Genomic DNA, 19,089 nt, shown 5'->3' with positions numbered 1-19,089 from the left:
CCTGCATAATCGGCCATCCCCTTGGGACGGCATCAGGCGGGGACTGCCGCTCATCCCCCCAACGACGAGGAGAGACAGTGTCATACTCGATCCAGCTCTACACGGTCCGTAAGGCCCTTGAAGAGGATCTGGCTGGAACCATCCAGCGCCTGGCCGCAATTGGCTTCACCATGGTTGAGCCCTACCGTTTCGTTGCCAAAGCCGCTGAACTGAAGCAGGCCATGGCCGAGAACAACCTCACCGCCCCGTCCGGCCACGCTCCGCTGCTCAGCGATGATCAGGACGCCATCTTCACGGCCGCCCAGCAGCTGGGCATCGGTACGGTGATCGATCCCCACGTTCCGATCGAGCGCTGGAACACGATCGAAGACATCAAGGAAACTGCGGCCCAGCTCAACGCCGCCGCGGCCAAGGGAGCCGGATACGGCGTTCGCGTCGGCTACCACAACCACTGGTGGGAAGTTGAGTCCGTGATTGACGGGAAGACCGCATTGGAGCACCTCACTGACCATTTGGACCCTGCGGTTGTTCTTGAGCTGGACACCTACTGGGCTGCCGTCGGCGGGCAGAATCCTGCTGAACTGCTCGCCCGGCTTGGTGACCGGGTGAAGTTCATCCACATCAAGGACGGCCCCGTCACCGCGGATCCCTCCAGCCAGCTCGCCGTGGGCGACGGCAAGATGCCCATCTGGGACGTGCTCGCATCAGCAGGTTCCCTCGAGGCCGGCGTGATCGAACTCGACGACTTCCAAGGCGATATGTTCGACGCCGTCCGGGACAGCTACAACTACCTCAGCGCCGGAAAGGTCTCCGCATGAGCCACACAGCAGGGTCCGGCTTCGGCCCCCTTGGATCAGGCCCGGTCGGCGTTGGCATACTCGGCGCCGGAGTCATCAGCAAGCAGTACCTGGACAACCTCACGAGCTTCCCGGACGTGAGGGTCGTCGCGATCGGGGACCTCTTCGAGGACGCCGCCGCCGCCCGCGCCGCGGAGTACGGGATTGAGAACCACGGCGGCGTGGAGGCCGTCCTCGGTCACCCCGACGTCGAGATCGTCATCAACCTGACCATCCCGGCAGCCCACGTCGAGGTGGCCACGCAGGCAGTCAATGCCGGCAAACACGTCTGGAGCGAGAAGCCCTTCTCACTGGACCGGGAAAGCGGCCGTGGACTGCTCAAGGCGGCCGACGCGGCCGGTGTCCGTCTCGGCTGTGCCCCGGACACTTTCCTCGGCGCTGGTCTGCAGACCGCGCGCCGGATGATCGAACGCGGCGACATTGGCACGCCACTGACCGCCCTCACCCTGATGCAGTCCCCCGGTCCGGAATCCTGGCACCCGAATCCCGCGTTCCTGTTCCAGCACGGTGCCGGCCCCCTGTTCGACATTGGTCCGTACTACCTCACCACTTTGGTCCAGACCTTCGGCAGCGTCCGCAGGGTGGCGGCGTTCGGATCCAAGTCCCGCGAAACCCGGGTGATCGGCTCCGGGCCCAAGGCCGGCGAGAAGTTCGCCGTCACCGTCCCGACGCACGTTAGCTCCATCCTGGAATTCGAAGGCGGCGAGTCCGGACAGAGCATCTTCAGCTTTGACTCACCGTTCAAGCGCGCCGGCTTCGTGGAGATCACCGGTTCCGACGCCACCATTGCGCTGCCGGATCCAAACAACTTCGACGGCGATATCCGGATCTGCGCGCTCGGCTCCGACGATTGGACCACCGTGCCATCTACCGGCTCCACCGCCAGCCGCGGGGCCGGCGTACTGGAAATGGCCCGCGCCATCCGCGAAGGCCGGCCGCACCGGGCCCAGGGTGAGCTGGCCTTCCACATCCTTGACACCATGGCCTCCATCTCCGAGTCGATCGACACCCGAGCCTTCGTGGACGTCGACAGCTCTGCCGCCAGGGTCCCGGCTCTGCCCGAAGACTGGGACCCGGCCGCGGCAACGCTTTCCGCCTAGCAGTTCAGCTTGACCCCACCAGCCCCACCTCGACGACGAGAAACCCGGAGCAACCATGAAGAACCCCCTGAAAGTCCTGTCGGCCCTGGCCGCTACGGCGACGCTGGCATTCGGAATGACCGCCTGCGGCGGCAGCAGCCAGGCCTCCAGCGACACCATCACCTACTGGGCATCCAACCAGGGCAACAGCCTCGAAGACACCGCGGCCAAGCTCAAACCCACTTTGGACCGTTTCACGGAAAAGACCGGAGTGAAGGTCAAGCTTGAGGTGATCGGCTGGAACGATCTGTACAACCGCATTCTGACCGCCGTCACCAGCGGCGACGGCCCGGACGTCCTGAACATCGGCAACACGTGGGCCGTCACGCTGCAGGAAACCGGTGCGTTCGAACCGGTGGAGGGCGCCCTTCTCGAAGCGGTCGGCGGCAAGGACCGCTTCCTGAAGACCAGCTGGTCCACCGGCGGCGCCGAGGGTAAGACCCCGACGTCGGTTCCGCTCTACGGACTCGCTTACAACATGTACTACAACCCGAAGATGTTCAAGGAAGCCGGCATCGAGACGCCGCCGGCCACCTGGGATGAGTTCGTCGCGGACGCCAAGAAACTGACCAAGGACACCACCGGCGACGGCAAGCCGGACCAGTGGGGATTCACTGCTGCTGGCGCCTCGGTCTCCGCCAACTCCCACCAGGCATTTGTGCGGGGATTGCAGAACGGCGGCGCCCTGTTCGACAAGGACGGCAAGCCGACCTTCGACAGTCCCGCTCAGGTAGCGGGGGTCAAGCAATGGATTGACCTGATGGCCACCGACAAGGTGATGTCGCCGTCGGACGCTGAAATCTCGGACGGTGCCCAGAAGGTCGACAACCTGATCAACGGCAAAGCGGCCATGATGTTCGACCAGAGCCCGGTCAAGAACTTCGACGCCCGCGGCTTCAAGGACTGGGCCGTTGCCCCCGTGCCCATGATGAAGGCCGGTGCCAGCGGTCCCGAGGGCACACAGAGCCATGTCGCCGGCATCAACCTGAGCGTGTTCAAGAACTCCAAGAACAAGGAGAACGCGATCAAGCTGACCGGCTGGCTCACCAATGACGCCGAGCAGGTCGCGCTGAACAAAGCCTTCCGCTCCCTGCCGGTGGTTTCCGGCGCCTCCTCCGACGCCGCCTTCCAGACTGACGAGGTCAAGCTCAAGAACGACGCGCTGGCCAACCACGCCCTGCCGATGCCGCTGATTCCCAAGGAAGGCCAGATGGAAACCCTCATGGGCACGGCCATCAAGAATCTCTTCGCCAAAGCAGCCACCGGAACCGTCTCCGAAGCCGACGTCCAGGCCGCCCTCAAGGACGCCAACAACCAGATGGCTGCGGCCCAGTAACAATGCCTGAGGGGTGCGGGGGCCAAGCCCCGCACCCCTGGCCAAGGAGCTTCCATGACCCATTCAGCATTGGACAGCGGCCCAGCCGCCGTCAGCGGCGAGCCCGCCCCGGGTTCCCTCCCCCTCCCGCCTAGCGACGGCGCCGACCCTCACATTCGCAAGAAGAGAAAGAACATCCTTCCCTATGGCCTGATACTGCCAGCGGCCCTGCTCGAACTGCTCATCCATATCGGCCCGATGATTCTCGGGGTCTGGATCGCCTTCATTTCACTCACGCAACTGAACCTGACGAACTGGCTCAACGCCCCGTTTGTTGGCCTGCAGAACTTTGTCAACGGCCTGAACCCCGAAAGCACCATCGGCCAAGCATTCTTCAGCACCGTGGGCCGGACCATGCTCTACACCGTCACGGTGGTTGGATTTTCCTGGGTCCTGGGCATGGCCGGCGCCGTGTTCCTCTCCTCCAACTTCAAGGGCCGCGCCATCCTGAGGACCTTCTTCTTGGTTCCCTACGCCCTGCCCGCCTATGTGGGAACCATTGCCTGGGCCTTCATGTTCAACCAGCGCGACGGAGCCGTGAACCAGATCCTCGTCGACACCCTGCACGTTTTCGGCGATGAACGCCCCTTCTGGCTCCTGGGCGAGAACTCCTTCGGCGCCATGATAGTGGTGAACGTCTGGCAGCTGTGGCCCTTCGCGTTTCTCATGCTGATGGCCGCCTTGCAGACCGTCCCAGCCGACGTCTACGAGGCCGCCTCGATCGATGGGGCATCCCTCTGGCAGCAGTTTCGCCGCATTACGCTGCCCATGGTCCGGCCAGCCAATGGTGTCCTGCTGCTGGTGATGTCGCTGTGGACCTTCAACCAATTCAATATCCCCTTCGTGCTCTTTGGCGCAGCGTCCCCGAAGGAAGCAACCTTGGTCTCGCCGCTGATCTATCAGAACTCCTTCGGCAGCTGGAACTTCGGCCTGGGCGGGGCCATGAGCGTACTGCTCCTGATCGCCCTGTTCATCGCGTCCTTCTTCTATATCCGCATGGTGCTGCCCAAGGGGGCCGACAATGATTGAGACCCGCAATTTCCGCATCCTGCGGAACATCGTTCTGACCATCCTCTCCCTCTGGGTGGCCGTCCCGCTCTACGTCGTGGTGTCCACCTCGCTAAAGCCCCTGAAGGACGTTTCCGGACTATTCCAGTGGATCCCTGACGAAATAACGGCGGCCCCGTACTTCGATATCTGGACCACGGTGCCGCTGGCCAAGTACTTCCAGAACAGCCTGATCATTACGGTGGCCGCCACGGTGTGTTCGGTCACCGTCGCCGTCCTGGCCGCCTATGCCGTCGCCCGGCTGCAGTTCCGCGGCCGCCGGGCCTTCAGCCTGACCGTGCTGTCCACCCAGATGTTCCCGGGCATCCTGTTTCTGCTGCCGCTGTACCTCATCTTCACGCAGATCCGGAACATGACCGGGCTGCAACTCCAGGGCTCGTACTTGGGCCTGATCATCACGTACATGACCTTCACGCTTCCCTTTGCGATTTGGATGCTGACCGGATATTTCGCCGCCATCCCTAAGGAACTCGAAGAGGCCTCGATGATCGACGGCACCGGCCGGATGGGCGCCCTGTTCCGGGTGATCCTGCCGGTGGCCAAGCCGGGCATCATCGCCGTGGCGGTGTACTCGTTCATATCCGCCTGGGGGGAGGTCCTGTTCGCCTCAGTCTTAACCAACGAGGCCACCAAGACCCTTTCCTTGGGGCTGAAATCCTATGCCAGCGAATCGGACGTCTTCTGGAACCAACTCATGGCCGCCTCCGTTGTGGTCAGCCTGCCCGTGCTTATCGGCTTCATCCTGGTCCAGAAACACCTCGTCGCAGGGCTGTCCGCCGGCGCCGTGAAGTAGATGCGATGCCGGGCACGTTGACTTCAACGCCGAGCGCACCCCGACCCACGCCAGCCAGGCAAGCGCCGTTGAGGCCAGCCACCCCAGTTTCAAGGAGCATCAGATGACGACGGCGCACACGCCACCGCCGGCGCCCGCCGGCACCAGCAACCCCGCCCCGCCCGGCCCTCCCGCCGGCACCAGCAACCCCGCCCCGCCCGGCCCTCCCGCCGGGACCGGTTTCCCGCTGGGCGTGGCCATGATCGGCTACGCGTTTATGGGCAAGGCCCATTCGAACGCCTGGCGCAATGTGGCCAGCTACTTCGAGGTCCCGGCCTTCGAACAGCGCGTCCTGGTCGGGCGGGACGCTGCCGGGGTCGCCGCGGCCGCCGCCAGGTATGGCTGGGCGGAGTCCTCCACGGACTGGCGCTCGGTAATCGCCCGCGACGACATCCAGATCGTGGACATCTGCGCCCCCGGCTTTATGCACGCGGAGATCGCCGTCGCAGCGCTTGAGGCCGGGAAACACGTGCTCGTGGAGAAACCGCTCGCCAACACCCTGGCGGAGGCCGAGTCCATGACCGCGGCGGCCCAGTCGGCCCGCAGCCAGGGTATTCAGTCCATGATCGGCTTCAACTACCGGCGCATCCCCGCCCTTGCCCTGGCCCGGGAACTGATCAGCGAGGGCCGGCTCGGCGCGATCCGGCATGTCCGGGCGGCCTATCTGCAGGACTGGCTCGTGGACCCGGAGTCGCCCATGACGTGGCGGCTGAACAGGGAAACCGCTGGCTCCGGGGCGCTGGGCGACATTGCCTCCCACGCCATCGACCAGGTGCTGTTCCTGCTCGGCGACCAGGTCACCGAAGTCACCGGCCGGCTGCACACCTTCACCTCGCACCGCCCCGGCCGTAACGGTCCGGAAGAGGTGACGGTCGACGACGCCGCCTGGGCGACGCTCTCGCTCGCGTCCGGGGCGGTCGCCTCGGTGGAGGTCTCCCGCATGGCCACCGGCCAGAAGAACTCGCTCAAACTGGAGATCTACGGCGAGAAAGGTGCCATCCTGTTCGATCTGGAAGACCTGAACGAACTGGGCTTCCTGGACGCCACCGTCCCCGTCCGGGAACAGGGCTTCCGGCGCATCCTGGTCAACGAACCGGAACACCCGTACGCCGCCGCCTGGTGGCCGCAGGGCCACGTGATCGGCTGGGAGCACACTTTCACCCATGAAATCCGTGACTTTCTCGTCGCGATCGGCAGCGGCAGCCAGCCCTCGCCGTCGTTCGAGGACGGCCTGACCGTTCAGCGTATTCTGGCCGCAGTCGAGGAAAGTGCGGCGGCCAAGAGCGCCATCATCCAGCTGGCCTCCGGCCCCGCCACCGTTCCGCCAACCGAAGGAGCCTGACATGGCCCGCCCGTACACCCTGTTCACCGGCCAGTGGGCCGACCTGCCCTTCGAGGAGGTCGCCCGCCTGGCCTCCGGCTGGGGCTACGACGGCCTGGAAATCGCCGTCTCCGGGAACCACCTGGACGCCTGGCGCTGGGACGAACCCGGCTACGTCGAGTCCAAACTCGCCGTGCTGGAGAAATTCAACCTCAAGGTCTGGGCCATCTCCAACCACCTCAAGGGCCAGGCCGTCTGCGATGACCCGATCGACTTCCGCCACGAGGCCATCGTCGGGGCCAGGGTCTGGGGCGACGGCGACCCCGAAGGCGTCCGCCAGCGCGCCGCCGAGGAAATGCAGCACACCGCCCGGCTCGCCAAGGCCCTCGGCGTGGACACTGTGGTCGGCTTCACCGGCTCCTCCATTTGGCAGTACGTCGCGATGTTCCCGCCCGTCCCGGAGAAAGTCATCGAGGCCGGCTACCAGGACTTCGCCAACCGCTGGAACCCGATCCTTGACGTCTTCGACGACTGCGGCGTCCGCTTCGCCCACGAGGTCCACCCCTCCGAGATCGCCTACGACTACTGGACCACCGTCCGCACCCTGGAGGCGATCGGCCACCGGGAGGCCTTCGGGCTGAACTGGGACCCGTCCCATTTCATGTGGCAGGGCATCGATCCGGTCTCCTTCATCTGGGACTTCAAGGACCGGATCTACCACGTGGACTGCAAGGACACGAAGCTGCGGCCGACCGGCCGGAACACCGTGATGGGCTCGCACCTGCCCTGGGGCGACCCGCGCCGGGGCTGGGACTTCGTCTCCGCCGGCCGCGGCGACGTGCCCTGGGAATCGTCCTTCCGCGCCCTGGCCGCGATCGGCTACACCGGCCCGATCTCGATCGAATGGGAAGACGCCGGCATGGACCGGCTGCACGGCGCCCCCGAGGCCCTCGCCGCGCTCAAGAAGTACGACTTCCCGGCGTCGAACACCTCCTTCGACGCTGCCTTCAAGCAGTAGGGATGGACGTGACCGGAGCCTCCGGTCGCCCGCCGGTGGAGGGGCTCCCGACGGCCTCCCTGGAGGTCGCCCCGTGATTCGGGCACTTCAGCCCGGCCAGCGCTGCGAGGTGTGGATCGCGTCCGTGACGGGTGAACGCGAGCTGGTTTTCACGACGGAGGACGTGCTCCTTGAGGCGCCGAACTGGACCCTCGACGGCGCGGCGCTCATCCTGAACGGCGCCGGGACGTTGTGGCGCTTCGATGTCGAGAGCCGGGCCATCGCTCAGGTGCCCCTCACCGGGATCCCGGACCTGAACAACGACCATGTCCTTGCGCCGGACGGCACCGGCATCTACCTTTCGGGGAACGATGGCCACATCTTCCGTGCGGCGCTTGACGGCGGTGCGGCCACGCGGATTACTGGTGACGACGGGTACTTCCATTTCCTCCACGGAGTGAGCCCGGACGGACAGGAGCTGGCCTCCGTGGGGATCCAGGCCGGCGATTTCAGCCAGCCTGGCAGGCTCATGACCATCCCGGCCGGCGGTGGCGCCGCCACCGAGTTGAACGTGGATGGCCACTGCGACGGACCCGAATATTCCCCGGACGGCGGATGGCTCTACTTCAACACCGAAGCCTTCACCAGCCAACCCGGCCATGCACAAATCGCACGGCTGAACACAGCCAGCGGCAGCGCCCCGGACGCGAACGCCGAGCGGCTGCTGGAGAGCGGAACCGTCGATTGGTTCCCCCATCTGTCCCCTGACGGCCGCCTGGCCAGCTACATCCGGTTCCCCGGCGGAACCGTAGGCCACCCCGCTGACCTGCCGGTCGAGGTCGTGCTTGTGTCTACCGGCGACTGGGCAGCACCCCTGCACACCTGGCCGCTCCTTGGTGGTCAGGGCACACTTAACGTCAACAGCTGGTCCCCTGATTCCACACGGTTCGCGTACGTCGCCTACCCGCTCGAGAGTTTCCCGACAACAAAGGACTAATGACGTGGCCAACCTCAACCCCGGAACCTCCGACGGACAGATCCGCTGGGGAATCCTCGGCACCGGTTTCATCGCAGGGCTGCAAACGCAGGACCTGATCGACAACGGATTCACCGTGCAGGCCGTCGGTTCACGCACGCTGGAATCGAGCAAAGCGTTCAGCGAAAAGTTCAGCATTCCCACCATCCATGACAGCTACGAGGCAATGGTCACGGACCCGGGCGTCGACGTCGTCTACGTCGCAACACCGCACACCTTCCACCATGCCCACGCACTGCTCGCTTTGAAGGCCGGGAAGCACGTACTGGTCGAGAAGCCGTTCACCATCAACGCCCGCGAAGCCCGGGAAATCGTGGAACTGGCCGAATCCAAGGGACTTGTGGCACTCGAGGCCATGTGGAGCCGCTTCCTGCCGCACATGGTCCGGCTCCGCGAGATCATCCGTGACGGCACGCTCGGCGAGATCCGGAAGGTCAGCGCCAGCCACAACCAAAACCTTCCCAAGGACCCCGCCCACCGGCTGAACGACCCTGCCCTGGGCGGCGGAGCGCTGCTGGACCTCGGCATCTATCCGGTCTCCTTCGCCTTTGATGTCCTTGGCGCTCCGGAAAACATCCGGGCCAGCGCCTCCCTGACGGCGACAGGGGTGGACCGCCAGACGGCGGCGATCTTCGAATACCCGCAAGGACAGCAGGCCATAGTGGACTGTGCGCTGGATGCCGACGGAGCCAACCGGGCAGTCGTCATCGGGACGGAAGGCTGGATCGATATCGAACCCACGTGGTACAACCCCACTCCCTTGACCCGGTTCGACACGCACGGAAACGTCCTGGAGAGGTTCGACGAGCCGGTGAAGGGCAGAGGGATGCAATTCCAGGCCGCCGAGATGGAACGTCTCATCCACGCGGGCGTCACAGCCGGCACGGTTCTTCCGCCGAGCGAGAGCGTGGCCGTCATGGCCGCCATGGACGAGATCCGCCGCCAGATCGGCCTCAGCTACGAAGCCGACGCCACGGCGGAAGGGACCCCGAGCGGCTGATACCGCCCCACCCCGGATTACCGAGCCGCGGCAGCACGGGGAGGAGCTGGCCTTCCCGGCTGAGCGGTTCGTGCGCACGCCGCTGCCCGGAGAAGACCTGCGGCGGAGCCTTCCGGGGGCTAGGGTTTTAGCTATGACGCACCAGATCCGGACAGCAACAGCGGACGACGCCGGGAGGCTGGCTGCTCTTGCGGCCGTCACCTTCCCGCTCGCGTGTCCTCCGGAGTCCCGGCCGGAGGACATCGCGGCGCATCTGGCCAACACCCTCAGTGAGGCCCACTTCGGCGCCTATCTGGCAGATCCGGACGTCACAGTGCTGGTGATCGAGACCGGCGGCGGGCTGCGCGGCTACAGCCTGCTGGTGGCCCGCCCCGCCAGGGACCCGGACGTGGCCGCGGTCCTGAGGGAACTGCCGTGCACCGAACTCAGCAAGTGCTACGTCCACCCCGACCACCACGGTCTGGGCGCCGCGGCCGAACTGATGGACGCCAGCATCGGCGCGGCAGCGGGCGCCGGCGCCCGCGGGCTCTGGCTCGGCGTGAACAGCCAGAACGCCCGGGCCATCCGGTTCTACGAGAAGTCCGGCTTCCGCAGGGTCGGCACCAAGTCGTTCAAGCTCGGCAACACCGTGGAGCACGACTTCGTTATGGAGCGCCGGGTCACCTTGGGAGTACGTGCCTGAGCGCGCGTGCCGGCGCCGCCCCCTGCCCGACGCGCCCGTGACCAAGCCGACAGTCCGCCAGGGAATGGAGCCGCCCGCGTCAGGGTTGTGGCGAGCATGAAGATTGAGATCTGGTCCGACGTCGCCTGCCCCTGGTGCTACATCGGCAAACGCCGCTTTGAAACCGCACTGGCGGCCTTCCCGCACCGCGAGGCCGTGGAGGTGACGTGGCGCAGCTACCAGCTGGATCCGTCGCTGCCCGACCACTTCGACGGCACCGAACTGGACTACCTGAGCACCCGCAAGGGCCTGGCCCCGGCCCAGGTCGCCGGAATGTTCGCGCACGTGGCAGAGCAGGCCAGGGGCGAGGGCCTCAACTACCGCTTTGACGACGTCGTGGTCGCCAACAGCTTCACCGCCCACCGGCTGATCCACCTCGCCGCCGTACACGGGCAGCAGGACGCCGCCAAGGAACGCCTGCTCAGCGACCACTTCGAGCGGGGCTTGGACATCGGCAGCCGGGACTACCTGACCTCGCTGGGCCTGGACCTGGGGATCGCCGCCGCCGAACTGGCGGAACTGTTCACCACCGACAAATACGCCGACGACGTCCGGCTGGACATCGAGGAAGGCCGAGCAATCGGCGTCACCGGGGTCCCGTTCTTCGTGATCGACCGGAAATTCGGGCTCTCCGGCGCCCAGCCCGCCGAGACGTTCACCGCCGCCCTCGAGCAGGCGTGGCAGGACAGCCGCCCGCTGGAAATGGTCAGCGCCGCCCGGGACGGGGACTCCCACGGAACCGCCGATGCGTGCGGTCCTGAGGGCTGCGCCAGCTGACGCCCCGCCGACGTCGAACTCGCCGGAAGCGTCCGGGGTCGCCGGAAGTTTCCGGCGACTGGGCCGTTCTCCGGCGAACCCGCAGCTTGGCCGCCGCCGCAGCGCCGGTTTACTGACAGATCGCGCTAAGGTGTCCGTATGCCCAGGATTTCGGCTGCGAGCAACGCCGCCCAACGAGCCGAGACCCAGCACCGCATCCTGACTGCCTTCGGCGAACTCCTCTTCACGCATGGGCTCCCGGGGCTGACCATGACCGACGTCGCACGCCACGCCCGGATCGGCCGCACCGCCGTCTACAACTATTACGCGGACATTGAAGAGCTGCTGATCGCTTATGCGCTGGACGAGACCGAGCGGTTCCTGGTCGACCTGCGCGAATCCCTGGCTGCGCTGGAGAATCCGGTCGACCGCCTGGCCCTGTACGTTCGCGCCCAGGTCGAGGACCTCAGCCGGCGGCACCTGCCGCCGGGCCCCGCGATGGGAGCCGTGCTCTCGCCGGCATCGTTCGCGAAGCTGGCGGACCACGTCGGGGAGCTCAGCGTGCTCCTGCAGGGCATCCTCCGGGACGGCATCGCCCAGCGCTACCTGCCGGAGTCGGACATCACCCAGCTCGCGCAGCTCATCCACGGCACCCTGTCCTCCAGCGCCGCCCGCGGTGACGGCGCTGGCCAGGACGCCGAGGCGGAGGCCAGGATTCTTCGGACCGTGCGGTTCGTCCAGCTCGGTGCCGGGGCCCGGTTCGACGACGACGGCCGGCCACTCCGCGCGCCCTCCTGACGTCAGGGCCCGGCTCCGCGCGCTACCCGGCCGGCGGCGTCACGGGCAACCCGGATTCGTCCACGATCCGCCGGTCCTCGCGCGGGCAGCTGAGTTGGCCCGGCGTCTGGTCGACGAGTTCCGGGTCCGTCAGTTGCTGGAAGTCTCCAGTGAGGATGACGTCCACGCTCGGGTCCGTCCGGCCGTCCTGGAAGTAGTCCGAGCCCGGCAGGTTCCGCTGCACACTGAACGCCGCGGACTGGCCCGCGGCCCCGGAGACGACCAGCGCCACCCCGCGGTAGCTTGAGCTCGTATTGGCAACGGCCCCGACGAGGAACTTGCGGGCCGCGAACTCGTCGGCCACGGAGCGGGCCAGTCCCGGGCGGGAGGTCGAGTTGTAAACGTTGAGGGTGATCGTCTCCGGCGGCGTGTAGTCAAAGCGCGCTTCCGGGCAATCGGAGGCGGCGGCCTGGCTGCGCTCCGCCGTCGGAATCTTGATCTGGCCGTTCATGATCGCCAGCGCGACCAAAATGGCTGCGGCCACCAGCCCGATGAGCAGCACCAAGACGACCCCGTGCAGGATGCGTCGTCGCATCCTGACGGGATTGTCGTGCAGCTCGTCATCCTCCACGAAGGTGGCCCGCAGATCCGAGCCGGTAATGACCTGGTGCCCGTGCAGGACGGTGATGTCCTTGGGCTTCCTAGCCATCTATCACCAGCACGCGCGCGTGGATCGCTGTGCGCTGGTGCAGAGCGGTCCGAACGGCGCGGTGCAGGCCGTCCTCCAGGTACAGGACGCCGCGGTACTCCACCACGTGCGGGAACAGGTCGCCGAAGAACGTCGAGTCCTCTGCCAGCAGCGCCTCTAGGTCGAGCGTGCGTTTGGTGGTCACCAGCTCATCCAGCCGGACTGGCCGCGGCGGAAGCGCCGCCCACTCCTTGGGCGTGCTGTAACCATGGTCGGGGTACGGGCGTCCCTCGCCCACGGCTTTGAATATCACCCTGCAAGACTAAAGAACTTGGAGCGCCAAAGGAATCCACGACTCCCGGTGCCGGGACGTTGTAGCCAAACAGTAACCATTTGTCACACCGTCCGGCCCTCGCTGCCACAGTTAACACCTTGACGGCGGTACGGTCCACAACATGCAAAGATGCCCGGCTGCTGGGAGAATGGGGCCATGACAATTCCCGAGACCTCAGCTCCCCTCTCGCCGTCGGCTCCCCCGCTGGCACTGCTGCTCGACGTCGACGGTCCCGTGGCGAGCCCCGTCACCCGTGCAGTACAGCCGGTGATCATCGCGGACCTGCTAGCGCTGGCCGCGGCGGGGATCCCGGTAGTCTTCAACACCGGCCGATCGGCTGCCTTCATCCGCGAACAGGTGATGGAGCCGATGATCGCCGCGGGAATGCCGGCCGGCACCCTCATCCATGCCGTGTGCGAGAAGGGCGCCGTCTGGTTCAGCTACACCGCGGAGGGACCCGGGCCGGTCCACGTCGATCACGATCTGGCCATTCCGCGGACCTTTGGCGACGACGTCCGGCGTCTGGTGGCCGAGGATTACGCCGGTCACATGTTCTTCGACGAGACCAAGCTGGCCATGGTCTCCGTGGAGCAGCACATCGCCGTCGAGAACTCCGACTACCGCGCCGAGCAGCAGCTCTTCGACTCCGACGCCATGGACCTGATGGGCCGGCACGGTCTCGGCGTGGTGCGGCTGGACCACCACGCCCCGGATTCCGATGACCGGATCGATTACCGGGTGGATCCGACCATTATCTCCACCGACATCGAGTCGGTCCGGCTCGGCAAGGACCTCGGCGCGAGCCGGGCCGTGGAGCTGCTGGCGGCGCAGGGCGTCACCCCGCAGGCCTGGCGGACGGTGGGCGATTCCCGCACCGACTACGCCATGGCCGACTGGCTGCACCACAACGACCACCCGGTGAAACACGTGGACGTCCGGCCCGCCGACGGCGTCCCGGTGAAACCGTACGACGTACTCACCGCGGCGGATCTGGGACTCGGAGAGGACGTCATCCACGACGACGCCGGGGCGGCTTTCCTGCGCAGCTGGCGCGCGGCCCTGCTGGGCTGAACCGGCGGACTGCAACACTCCCGGACCAGGAGTCCGGGGGTGGACGGGGGCTCTTGCGGCCCCCACTGGCGGCGTTTAAGCGCCGGGGAAATTCGGGTCGATGTTGGGGCGGACGTTATCATGCAAGTAGGGACACATTCACGCAAACAATCACGGAGAACCAAAATTACAGACGCATTGGTCCAGGACGAGATCTACTACGGCAGCCAGGCATCGGTAGACGCCCATGATGAGGTCACTTCCGCTGCTGCCGTCGCGAGATTCCGGGCGCGCCAGGACGTTGTGCGCCGCCGGGGCCGGTACGGCCTGATCAATGAGAACCGCACGCCGTACCAGGCCATGGTCGAGGACCTGATGTTCATCCGTTCGGTGCTGGACGGCGCCGGCCTGGACTACCTCCTGGTCCGCGGCAACAACGACCGGCCCGTCATGGCCGTGGACTGGAAGGACCGCAAGGAACTCCGCGCCGCGCTCGTGGAGGCCTGCCACGATGAGCCCTTCTACTCGATGAGCGTCGATGCCAAGAAGAAGTCCTCGGTACTGGTCGCCGACGGCGAGCTCTCCCCCAACCGGCAGTCGCGGATCTTCCGGCTGTACCGTCCCCGGGTCGAACCGGAAGGCGGCTTCGAGTTCGGCGCCTCGGCCGGGGTGCAGCTGGAACTGTGGAGTTTTGAAGGCGACGAGCTGATCCTCCCGATCGAGAACTCGCTGACCCGCAGGACGATGCTGGCTCAGGACGCCGTCCGCGGCACGGTGGAGCGCTACGGCCACACCTGGCCCACCATCGAGAACATGTTCGCGGACCACGCCAGTGACATCAGCTTCGATGTCGATCTCGTGTTTTCCTGGGTGGACGGCAGCTCCCCGGAGTACATTGCGGCGCGGCGCGCACGGATGGCCGGCGTCGTGGTGGGCGAAGGCGACGATCACGAGGCCCGCTTCCGCCAGATCGACGAACTCAAGTACGCGCTGCGCTCGGTTTACATGTTCGCGCCCTGGATCCGCCGCATCTTCATCGCCACGGACTCCCCCGCGCCCTCCTGGCTGGCGGATCACCCGGGTGTCACGATCGTCCGCAGCGAGGAGTTCTTCGCGGACCCCTCCGTGCTGCCCACCCACAACTCGCAGGCAGTGGAGTGCCAGCTCCACCACATCGAAGGCCTGTCCGAGCACTTCCTGTACTCCAATGACGACATGTTCTTCGGCCGCGCCGTCGGACCCGACCTGTTCTTCACCCCTGGCGGCGTCACGAAGTTCATCGAGGCGGAAACCCGGATCGGGCTCGGGGACAACGACACGGAGCGCAGCGGGTTCGAGAACGCAGCCCGGGTGAACCGTAAGCTGCTCTGGGACCGCTTCGGCCGGATCACCACCCGGCACCTGGAGCACACGGCTGCACCGCTGCGGCGCAGCGTCGTCGCCCAGATGGAGCAGGAGTTTCCGGCGGAATTCGCCAAGACGGCGGCCAGCACGTTCCGCGCCGCGGACAACATCTCGGTGACCAACTCGTTCTACCACTACTACGCGCTGCTCACCGGCCGCGCCGTCACCCAGACGGCGGCCAAGGTGCGCTACGTGGACACCACCGCACGGGCAGGACTCAACTATCTGCCCAAGCTTCTCGCCAAGCGGAACATGGACTTCTTCTGCCTCAACGACGGCAGCTTCCCGGAGGTCCCGGCCGGGGAACGGGCCGAACTCGTGACGGACTTCCTGGAGAAGTATTACCCCATCAAGGCTCCCTGGGAGAAGTAGGGGTTAGTTGCTGGCGGTCAGCGTGCGGTGGTCCGGCGTCCTGGCCGGGTCTTCGAGTTTCGCCTTGACCGGGATGCGGATCCCTGCGGCGGTGATCCGCCGCTGGGCTTCCGCGGCCGAGACGAGTTCGCCGACTGCCGGGGTGTTGCCGAGCAGGACCACGGAGTGCACGATCGTGTGCTCGTAGACGTGGACCAGGTTGAAGGCCTGTCCGCCGTCCCGTCCGCGGGTTCCTCCGACCGGAACGTTGAGGTCCTGGGTATAGCAGGTGGCCGACGCCACGGAGACCGGGATCCCCGCGAAAGTCGCCGTCGTCGAGTAGTGCAGGTGGCCGCCCAAAATCGAGCGGACGTCAGAGTTCCGCAGAACGCCGGCCAGTGCCGTCTGGTTCCGAAGCTCCACGAGGACGGCGAGGTCCAGGACCGAGGGCACCGGCGGGTGGTGCAGGGCAAGGATGGTTCCGTCCGGGGCGGGAGTGGCGAGTTCGGCCGCGAGCCACTCCAGCTGATCGGGGCTCAGCTCTCCGTGGTGGAAGCCGGGGACTGAGGTGTCGAGCGTGATAATCCGCAGCCCGTTGATGTAGTAGGTGTGGTCCACGGGGGCGTCGTCGGCCGGCAAGTCCAGCAGGCCGGTGCGGAAGTGGGCCCGGTTGTCGTGGTTGCCCATCGCCCAGATGACTTTCGCGCCCATGGCCTTGCAGGCGGGCTCGACGATGGCCCGCAACTTGGCATAGGCCTCGGGTTCTCCCCGGTCGGCGAGGTCGCCGGTGAAAATCACGGCTTCGGGGCGGGCGCCGGAAGCCCTGACTTCGTCAAAGAGTTGCTGGAGCAGGGCGTCGCTGTCGACCACACCGTGCAATGGTGCCGAACCTCCCAGCAGGTGGGGGTCACTCAGATGGAGTAAGAAATGACGTGGCCGGGGGTGTTCGGCCTCGATGAGCTCCATTGCTACCTTCCTGGTTGGGTGGAAGCGGTTGCCTCCAGCGTCCCTCTCAGTAATGTCTATCCAACCAGACATTCGGCTAACAATGTGCAAACTCCAGTAGGCATGTTCGAAAAGAGGCAATAACCGAGTAATCCGGCGGACACATACCTGCCCTGGTCAGGGCCGGCCGTGCCCGCCGGATAATCGCTACTCGGCGTCCGTGCAGTTAGCTCAGGTATCCGTTCGGATTCAGCACGTATTTCGTGGCCGCGCCGGCGTCGAACTCCGCGTAGCCCTTCGGTGCGTCCTCGAGCGGGATTGCCTTGGCGTTGACGTTCTTGGCGATGTGGACCTTGTCATGCAGGATCGCCATCATGAGCTGGCGGTTGTACTTCATCACCGGACACTGGCCCGTGGTGAAGCTCAGCGACTTGGCCCAGCCGGTGCCGAGGCTGAGCGAGAGAGCGCCCTTCTTGGCGGCCTCGTCGATGCCGCCCGGGTCCCCGGTGACGTAGAGCCCCGGAATACCCAGCGCACCGCCGGCGGCCGTGATCTCCATCAGCGAGTTGAGTACTGTTGCCGGAGCTTCCTTGGCGTCGTGACCGTGCCCCCGGGCTTCGAAGCCGACGGCGTCGACACCGCAGTCGACTTCTGGCACGCCGAGGATCTGCTCGATCTGCTCGGCGGGCCCGCCCTCGGACAGGTCAATGGTCTCGCAGCCAAAGCTGCGCGCCTGCGCCAGGCGCCCGGCGTTCAGGTCACCGACAATCACGACGGCGGCACCCAGCAGCTGCGCGCTGGTGGCCGCGGCCAGCCCGACCGGGCCGGCCCCCGCGATGTAGACCGTGGAGCCAACGCCCACGCCGGCACTGACGGCGCCATGGAAGCCGGTCGGGAAGATGTCTGACAGCATCGTCAGGTCCATCATCTTCTCGAGGGCCTGGTCCTTGTCCGGGAACTTCAGCAGGTTCCAGTCTGCGTACGGCACCAGGACGTAGTTGGCCTGGCCGCCGACCCAGCCTCCCATGTCAACGTAGCCGTAGGCGGCGCCCGGGCGGGCGGGGTTGACGTTGAGGCAGATGCCCGTCTTCCGCTCCTTGCAATTGCGGCAGCGGCCGCAGGCGATGTTGAAGGGGACCGAGCAGATGTCCCCTACCTTGATGAATTCGACGTCCGGTCCAACTTCCACGACTTCGCCGGTGATTTCGTGGCCCAGCACCAGGTCCGCGGGGGCTGTGGTGCGCCCTCGAACCATGTGCTGGTCGGAGCCGCAAATGTTCGTGGCAACGGTTTTCAGGATTACGCCATGGCGCACAGAACGGCCCACGTTGGCGGGGTTAACCCCCGGGCCGTCTTTGAGTTCGAAGCTGGGGTAGTCTATGTCGATCAGTTCGACCTTGCCCGGCCCCTTGTAGGCAACGGCTTTGTTCCCTGTCATCACTTTCCTCCTGGTTTCACGGACCCCAATATGAGTGTCCAGTTGTGATTCACGAAGCGTGCTGATGTACCGTCCCCGGGCGCGTGGCGGCGGTACCGCCAGCTCACCCACGCGCGTCCGCGCCGTGGGTGTGCCCGGCTCATCTGGAAGGTCCGGCCAGTCTAGGGCGGTAATCATACTTAGGGATAGGGGCCGTTGTCCCCTTGTGCTCTGCGAGCCGGCTCTCAACTAAGGGCGGACTGCACCGCTTCAATAATCTCCGGTGAGTCCGGCTCCACGGTGGGGGCGAAACGGGCCACCACGTCGCCGTCGCGGTTCACCAGAAACTTCTCAAAGTTCCATTTCACCCGTCCCGGCAGAAAACTGGTCTTGAACTTGGTGAGCTCGGCGTAGAGCGGGTGCTGGTTCTTGCCGCGGACGTCGGCTTTGGTGGTAAGCGGGAAGGTCACGCCGAAATTCCGTTCGCAGAATTCAGCGATTTCGGCGTCGGCGGCGGGTTCCTGGCCCGCGAACTGGTTGCAGGGGACACCGAGCACCTGGAAGCCCTGACCGCGGAACTTATTATGCAGCGCTTCGAGTCCGCCATACTGCGGCGTGAATCCGCACTGCGACGCCACGTTCACGATCAGCACCACCTCACCCTCGAAGCGGCCAAAATCGGTGTCCGTGCCGTCGATGAGGGTAAGCGGAATGCTGTACAGGGAAGTCATGGGTTCCTCGCGAAATCGGTCTGAAGTTCGTGTCCGGGGCGGTGTGCCGGAAGTGGTCACGACTGTCATTCGATACCAACGCGTGGAGGTATGGGTTAGTGCCGTCTACGGGCCAGGGGTCAGTGACGGGTCGGTGGTCGCCGAGGGTTCAGCGGTCACGGTGGGCGCGGGCGGTGCAGGTTCCGCAGTGGGCGGGGGCGGCGGAGCCACCGCAGGTGGCGGCGCGGGCGCCACGGCCGGCGGCGGAGGAGGAGGCGCGGGCGCCACGATCGGCGGCGGCGGAGGCGCGG

Annotated in this window: 19 protein-coding genes; 14 read left to right on the top strand and 5 right to left on the bottom strand. The window is 66.0% G+C overall.

Annotated elements, in window-relative coordinates; translation table 11 throughout:
• Nucleotides 1-77: 77 nt before the first annotated feature.
• The 12 genes from ACZYZ3_RS16330 to ACZYZ3_RS16275 all read left to right on the top strand — a co-directional run bounded on the left by ACZYZ3_RS16330 (nucleotide 78) and on the right by ACZYZ3_RS16275 (nucleotide 11,900).
• Nucleotides 78-818: a sugar phosphate isomerase/epimerase family protein gene (locus tag ACZYZ3_RS16330; RefSeq protein ID WP_463964859.1), complete on the top strand. Its 741-nt coding sequence runs from the start codon at nucleotides 78-80 to the stop codon at nucleotides 816-818.
• A complete protein-coding gene (locus tag ACZYZ3_RS16325) occupies nucleotides 815-1,957 on the top strand; it encodes a Gfo/Idh/MocA family protein (protein WP_463964858.1) in 1,143 nt (380 codons plus the stop codon). Before ACZYZ3_RS16330 ends, ACZYZ3_RS16325 begins: the two co-directional genes overlap by 4 nt.
• Before the next feature lie 55 nt (nucleotides 1,958-2,012).
• Nucleotides 2,013-3,332 (top strand): ABC transporter substrate-binding protein, encoded by a 1,320-nt coding sequence (locus tag ACZYZ3_RS16320; protein ID WP_463964857.1) that lies wholly within the window; start codon nucleotides 2,013-2,015, stop codon nucleotides 3,330-3,332.
• A gap of 54 nt (nucleotides 3,333-3,386) precedes the next feature.
• Nucleotides 3,387-4,400 carry a carbohydrate ABC transporter permease gene (locus tag ACZYZ3_RS16315; RefSeq protein ID WP_463964856.1) on the top strand — a complete coding sequence of 338 codons (1,014 nt, stop codon included), beginning with the start codon at nucleotides 3,387-3,389 and terminating at the stop codon, nucleotides 4,398-4,400.
• A complete protein-coding gene (locus ACZYZ3_RS16310; RefSeq protein ID WP_463964855.1) occupies nucleotides 4,393-5,232 on the top strand; it encodes a carbohydrate ABC transporter permease in 840 nt (279 codons plus the stop codon). The genes ACZYZ3_RS16315 and ACZYZ3_RS16310 overlap by 8 nt, the downstream gene beginning before the upstream one ends.
• A 238-nt stretch (nucleotides 5,233-5,470) precedes the next feature.
• On the top strand, nucleotides 5,471-6,613 hold the full coding sequence (locus ACZYZ3_RS16305; protein WP_463964890.1) for a Gfo/Idh/MocA family protein: 1,143 nt from the start codon (nucleotides 5,471-5,473) through the stop codon (nucleotides 6,611-6,613).
• 1 nt (nucleotide 6,614) lies between these two features.
• On the top strand, nucleotides 6,615-7,610 hold the full coding sequence (locus ACZYZ3_RS16300) for a sugar phosphate isomerase/epimerase family protein (RefSeq protein WP_463964854.1): 996 nt from the start codon (nucleotides 6,615-6,617) through the stop codon (nucleotides 7,608-7,610).
• A 73-nt stretch (nucleotides 7,611-7,683) separates the two neighbouring features.
• Nucleotides 7,684-8,586, top strand: coding sequence for a TolB family protein (locus tag ACZYZ3_RS16295; RefSeq protein WP_463964853.1), 903 nt, complete (start codon nucleotides 7,684-7,686; stop codon nucleotides 8,584-8,586).
• A gap of 4 nt (nucleotides 8,587-8,590) precedes the next feature.
• On the top strand, nucleotides 8,591-9,625 hold the full coding sequence (locus tag ACZYZ3_RS16290; protein WP_463964852.1) for a Gfo/Idh/MocA family protein: 1,035 nt from the start codon (nucleotides 8,591-8,593) through the stop codon (nucleotides 9,623-9,625).
• Between the two features lie 133 nt (nucleotides 9,626-9,758).
• Nucleotides 9,759-10,307: a GNAT family N-acetyltransferase gene (locus ACZYZ3_RS16285; RefSeq protein WP_463964851.1), complete on the top strand. Its 549-nt coding sequence runs from the start codon at nucleotides 9,759-9,761 to the stop codon at nucleotides 10,305-10,307.
• 96 nt (nucleotides 10,308-10,403) lie between these two features.
• The gene (locus tag ACZYZ3_RS16280; protein WP_463964850.1) at nucleotides 10,404-11,123 is read left to right on the top strand and encodes a DsbA family oxidoreductase; all 720 of its coding nucleotides are present in this window, start codon (nucleotides 10,404-10,406) and stop codon (nucleotides 11,121-11,123) included.
• A 138-nt stretch (nucleotides 11,124-11,261) separates the two neighbouring features.
• Complete coding sequence (locus ACZYZ3_RS16275) at nucleotides 11,262-11,900, top strand: TetR/AcrR family transcriptional regulator (RefSeq protein WP_463964849.1); 639 nt, start codon at nucleotides 11,262-11,264, stop codon at nucleotides 11,898-11,900.
• A gap of 22 nt (nucleotides 11,901-11,922) precedes the next feature.
• Here the strand turns inward: ACZYZ3_RS16275 and ACZYZ3_RS16270 are convergent, their stop codons facing one another.
• Both ACZYZ3_RS16270 and ACZYZ3_RS16265 read right to left on the bottom strand, forming a co-directional pair.
• Nucleotides 11,923-12,588 carry a LytR C-terminal domain-containing protein gene (locus ACZYZ3_RS16270; RefSeq protein WP_463964848.1) on the bottom strand — a complete coding sequence of 222 codons (666 nt, stop codon included), beginning with the start codon at nucleotides 12,586-12,588 and terminating at the stop codon, nucleotides 11,923-11,925.
• On the bottom strand, nucleotides 12,581-12,880 hold the full coding sequence (locus ACZYZ3_RS16265) for a type II toxin-antitoxin system VapB family antitoxin (protein WP_463964847.1): 300 nt from the start codon (nucleotides 12,878-12,880) through the stop codon (nucleotides 12,581-12,583). Before ACZYZ3_RS16265 ends, ACZYZ3_RS16270 begins: the two co-directional genes overlap by 8 nt.
• A gap of 177 nt (nucleotides 12,881-13,057) precedes the next feature.
• On the opposite strand from ACZYZ3_RS16265, the gene ACZYZ3_RS16260 reads away from it, so the two are divergent.
• Both ACZYZ3_RS16260 and ACZYZ3_RS16255 read left to right on the top strand, forming a co-directional pair.
• Complete coding sequence (locus tag ACZYZ3_RS16260) at nucleotides 13,058-13,972, top strand: hypothetical protein (RefSeq protein ID WP_463964846.1); 915 nt, start codon at nucleotides 13,058-13,060, stop codon at nucleotides 13,970-13,972.
• Nucleotides 13,973-14,092: 120 nt separating this feature from the next.
• Nucleotides 14,093-15,727 (top strand): stealth family protein, encoded by a 1,635-nt coding sequence (locus tag ACZYZ3_RS16255; protein WP_463964845.1) that lies wholly within the window; start codon nucleotides 14,093-14,095, stop codon nucleotides 15,725-15,727.
• Between the two features lie 3 nt (nucleotides 15,728-15,730).
• Here the strand turns inward: ACZYZ3_RS16255 and ACZYZ3_RS16250 are convergent, their stop codons facing one another.
• From ACZYZ3_RS16250 to ACZYZ3_RS16240, 3 genes are all read right to left on the bottom strand, one after another.
• Nucleotides 15,731-16,672: a phosphodiesterase gene (locus ACZYZ3_RS16250; RefSeq protein WP_463964844.1), complete on the bottom strand. Its 942-nt coding sequence runs from the start codon at nucleotides 16,670-16,672 to the stop codon at nucleotides 15,731-15,733.
• 205 nt (nucleotides 16,673-16,877) lie between these two features.
• Nucleotides 16,878-18,089, bottom strand: a complete 1,212-nt coding sequence (gene fdhA / locus ACZYZ3_RS16245) for a formaldehyde dehydrogenase, glutathione-independent (RefSeq protein ID WP_463964843.1) — start codon at nucleotides 18,087-18,089, stop codon at nucleotides 16,878-16,880.
• Nucleotides 18,090-18,313: 224 nt separating this feature from the next.
• The gene (locus tag ACZYZ3_RS16240; RefSeq protein ID WP_463964842.1) at nucleotides 18,314-18,799 is read right to left on the bottom strand and encodes a glutathione peroxidase; all 486 of its coding nucleotides are present in this window, start codon (nucleotides 18,797-18,799) and stop codon (nucleotides 18,314-18,316) included.
• Nucleotides 18,800-19,089 lie beyond the last annotated feature (290 nt).

The organism is Pseudarthrobacter linnaei (assembly GCF_055412825.1).
The sequence above is the reverse complement of the archived record's forward strand: the minus strand, read 5'-3'. Positions and strand labels throughout refer to the sequence as shown.